Origin of the sequence: Celeribacter sp. (assembly GCF_048266405.1) — a bacterium.
Classification (GTDB): domain Bacteria; phylum Pseudomonadota; class Alphaproteobacteria; order Rhodobacterales; family Rhodobacteraceae; genus Celeribacter.
In genome coordinates this window covers 1,967-6,158 of the sequence record NZ_JBLWZO010000036.1, presented here as the reverse complement: position 1 = coordinate 6,158, position 4,192 = coordinate 1,967, and the positions used below count along the sequence as shown (strand labels likewise).

General features: G+C 61.8%; 4 protein-coding genes. 2 read left to right on the top strand and 2 right to left on the bottom strand.

The genetic code is table 11. The annotated features are described in order from the left end of the window. On the top strand, positions 1-1,027 hold a 1,027-nt coding region (locus tag ACN0TS_RS18935), incomplete at its 5' end, for an aldehyde dehydrogenase family protein (RefSeq protein ID WP_417260873.1). An 18-nt stretch (positions 1,028-1,045) separates the two neighbouring features. On the opposite strand, the gene ACN0TS_RS18930 is transcribed toward ACN0TS_RS18935, so the two are convergent. Further along, positions 1,046-2,023, bottom strand: a complete 978-nt coding sequence (locus tag ACN0TS_RS18930) for a LysR substrate-binding domain-containing protein (RefSeq protein ID WP_417260872.1) — start codon at positions 2,021-2,023, stop codon at positions 1,046-1,048. 135 nt (positions 2,024-2,158) lie between these two features. On the opposite strand from ACN0TS_RS18930, the gene ACN0TS_RS18925 reads away from it, so the two are divergent. Next, complete coding sequence (locus ACN0TS_RS18925) at positions 2,159-3,895, top strand: IlvD/Edd family dehydratase (protein ID WP_417260871.1); 1,737 nt, start codon at positions 2,159-2,161, stop codon at positions 3,893-3,895. A gap of 30 nt (positions 3,896-3,925) precedes the next feature. Here the strand turns inward: ACN0TS_RS18925 and ACN0TS_RS18920 are convergent. Further along, a partial coding sequence (locus ACN0TS_RS18920) for an EamA family transporter (protein WP_417260870.1) occupies positions 3,926-4,192 on the bottom strand: 267 nt, incomplete at its 5' end.

The following is a 4,192-nucleotide window of genomic DNA, read 5'->3' as shown; positions in this document are numbered from 1 at the left end:
GGCGCACAGGGGCGGCATGGTGACGGGTGAATGCGTGGCCGGCGCGGAGATGCGGGGGGCGGAGAAAACCGGCATGCACGGGGGCGTGTTCAACATGATTTGCGGCGGCGGCGTAGGCGAGTGGCTGGTTAAGCATCCGCTCATACAGGCGGTTGGCTTTACCGGTTCGCTGCGCGGTGGTCGGGCGCTGTGTGATATGGCCGCGGCGCGCCCGCAACCGATACCGGTATTCGCCGAGATGTCCAGCATCAACCCCGTTGTGCTGATGCCCGAGGCGCTCAGGACCCGTGGTGATGCCATCGCCAATGAACTCACTGCCTCGGTCGTGATGGGCTGCGGCCAGTTCTGTACTAACCCTGGTCTGGTCATTGGCATTCGCTCGCCCGAGTTCAGCGAATTTTTGCAGCGGCTGGTCGGTTTCATGAACGAGCAACCGGCGCAGACGATGCTCAATGCGGGCACGCTCAGCAGCTATGGCAAGGGCGTTCAGCATCTGCAAGACCATCCGGCGATCAGCCATCTTGCCGGCCAGAACCAGCAGGGTAATCAGGCGCAGCCACAGCTGTTCAAGGCCGATGCGAAGCTGCTGATCGACGGCGATCCGCTGTTGCAGGAGGAGGTATTCGGCCCGACTACCGTCGTGGTGGAGGTGAATGACAAGGCTGAGCTGATGCGCGCGCTGTCAGGCTTGCATGGCCAGCTCACCGCGACGCTCATTGCTGAACCTACAGATCTGGCCGATGCCAATGATCTGGTGGCACTGCTGGAACAGAAGGCCGGACGGATCTTGCTCAACGGCTATCCGACCGGCGTGGAAGTCTGCGATGCCATGGTTCACGGTGGGCCTTATCCCGCGACCTCGGATGCCCGGGGTACGTCAGTCGGTACCTTGGCGATCGACCGCTTCCTGCGCCCGGTGTGCTACCAGAACTTCCCGGATGCGCTGCTGCCGGACGCGCTGAAGAACGCCAACCCGCTGGGCATCAAGCGCCTGGTGGACGGCGAAACCACTGACGCGGCGTTCTGATGCGTGGAGCGGCTCGCTCTAACAAGGCTGAGCCGCTCCGTGACCTAGCCCCAATTCGTGTGCGGTATCGCGCAGCAGTTCGAGCACGCCAGCGGCTGCTGGTGACAGCTGCTGCGGAGTTTTGGTGATGATGCCGTAGGCCATCAGTCCCTGGTTCAGATCGGCATTTATGCTCGCATCCACTTCGATTTCTTCCAGCATGCCGTAGCGTGCATAGTGCGCCAGCACATCGCGTGGCAGCACGGTCAGCATGTCGTTCTTCTCGATCAGTGTGGTCACCATCAGCAGGTTTTCTGCGTTCACGACCTTGCGTGGAGGGCGCATGCCGACGCGCTGAAACAGCGCATCGAACTCCTGACGCAACACGCTGCCCACCGGGGGTAGCACCCAGTCCGCGGCGTTCAGTTGTGCGCGAGACACTGGGCCTTCGATCAGCCCGGCGCGCGCGCAGATCTGCAGCGGCTCTTTAGCCAACGGCTCGAAGCGCAAATCGTCCTGCTGACTTTCCGCCGAAAACCGCGCCACCAGAAAATCCAGCTCGCCGTCATCCAGAATCGCCAGCAGATCACGGCTGGAACCCGTGCGGATGCTGACCTCCAGCTCTGGAAAGCGCTGCTTGGCGCGTCGGATCACATCAGGCAGCAGTTCCGCACAGGGCGTAAGAATAGTGCCAATGCGCACGTGCCCCTGCTGCCCCTGACGCAGCGCGTCGACCTCGCTGTAGGCGCTGTCCAGCGTGTTCAGCATGCGGCGGGCGTGGCGAATCATTGCTTCGCCGTATAGCGTCGGGACGACGCCACGCGCGTGACGCTCGAACAGCTCGACGCCCAGCCCATCCTCCAGCTCCTTCAACAGTTTCGAAATCGCGGGCTGAGAAATGCCCAATCCGATTGCGGCTCGATTGAGATTTCCCGTATCGCCAAGGGCTGCCAGCAGCGGGATGTGGCGGTTCTTCAAACGCGCCCGGACGAACCAGTTGCTGTTGATCGGCTTCATTCAGCTATACCCGTTCATATATCGGTTTGGCTGAAATATATATTTGTTGATGATGTCTTGTCTCTCTACGCTCTGGATCAACGAGGTCAATCAGGCGGGCAAGCTGAGCCAGCCGACGATAACAGGTGCATCGCAATGACTGACAAACGCCCCCTGCGCTCCGCTCAATGGTTCGGTACCACCGACAAGAACGGTTTCATGTATCGCAGCTGGATGAAGAACCAGGGCATCCCGGATCATGAGTTCCAGGGCAAGCCGATCATCGGCATCTGTAACACCTGGTCGGAGCTGACGCCCTGCAACGCGCACTTTCACAAGATTGCCGAACACGTAAAAAAGGGCGTGCTGGAGGCGGGCGGGTTCCCGGTGGAATTCCCGGTCTTCTCCAATGGGGAATCGAACCTGCGACCCACCGCCATGCTGACGCGCAATCTGGCCAGCATGGACGTCGAGGAGTCGATTCGTGGCAATCCGGTGGATGCGGTGGTGCTGCTGGTCGGCTGTGACAAGACCACGCCAGCGCTGTTGATGGGCGCGGCCAGCTGTGATGTGCCGACCATCGTTGTCACCGGCGGGCCGATGCTCAACGGCAAGCACAAGGGCCGCGATATTGGCGCGGGCACCATCGTCTGGCAGATGCACGAGCAGTACAAGGCTGGGCAGATCGACCTCAACGAGTTCCTCTCCGCCGAGGCCGGTATGTCGCGCTCGGCTGGCACCTGCAACACCATGGGGACGGCCTCGACCATGGCCTGTATGGCCGAAGCGCTGGGTACTTCATTACCGCACAACGCAGCGATTCCGGCGGTGGACTCGCGTCGCTACGTGCTGGCGCACCTGTCCGGTATGCGCATCGTCGACATGGTTCATGAGGACCTGCGCTTGTCCAAGGTGCTGACCAAGCAAGCGTTCGAGAACGCCATCCGGGTCAACGCTGCCATTGGCGGCTCGACCAATGCCGTGATCCACCTCAAGGCGATCGCCGGACGCATTGGTGTCGAACTCGAGCTGGATGACTGGACGCGCATTGGCCGCGGCATGCCCACCCTCGTCGACCTGCAACCCTCGGGGCGCTTCCTGATGGAAGAGTTCTACTACGCTGGCGGCCTGCCGGCGGTGATCCGCCGGCTGGGTGAAAACAATTTGTTGCCGAACCCCGATGCACTGACCGTCAACGGCAGATCGCTCTGGGACAACTGCGCTCAGGTACCGATCTATGGCAAGGATGAAGTGATCCGCACGCTGGATAACCCGCTGCGCAAGGACGGCGGAATCTGCGTATTGCGCGGCAACCTGGCGCCCAGCGGCGCGGTGCTGAAACCCTCGGCGGCAACAGCGGAACTGATGAAGCATCGCGGCCGCGCAGTGGTGTTCGAGGACTTCGACGACTACAAGGCGCGCATTGCCGATCCGGAGCTGGATGTCGATGAAACCTGTATTCTGGTCATGAAGAATTGCGGACCCAAGGGTTATCCCGGTACGGCTGAGGTCGGCAACATGGGCTTGCCGCCCAAAGTGTTGGCCAAAGGGATCACCGATATGGTGCGGATTTCCGACGCCCGTATGAGCGGCACCGCTTATGGCACCGTGGTATTGCATGTCGCCCCCGAAGCCGCAGCCGGTGGGCCGCTGGCGGCGGTACGCAACGGGGACTTCATCGAGCTGGACTGTTACGAGGGCCGCCTGCATCTGGACATCCCGGACGCTGAATTGCAGGAGCGGCTGGCTGCCTGGCAAGCCCCGCAAGGCTTGCTGTGGGACGGGGGATATCGTCGACTGTTCGTCGAGCATGTGCTGCAGGCCGACAAGGGCTGCGACTTCGACTTTCTGGTGGGCTGCCGTGGCGCTGATGTACCCCGTCACTCGCATTGATGTGGCGGGCGGCTTTTGCGGTGTCGGCGCCTAACCCGCCTTTGCGATAGGTGAGGCGGGGTTCGTCACGGCCGGCGTTTTCAGTCGGCTGGTGATGACCGAGGCGAGGATGATCAGCGCCCCGCCAGCGAGCATCCCCAGCGAAGGTTGTTCATTGAACAGCCACCACGCGATCGCGATGCCATATACCGGCTCCAGCGCGAAGATCACCGATGTCGTCCGTGCTTTCAGTACTTTCAGGCTCGCCACGAACAGGCTGTGGGCCAGCCCAGTGCAGAGCACACCGAGCAAGGCCAG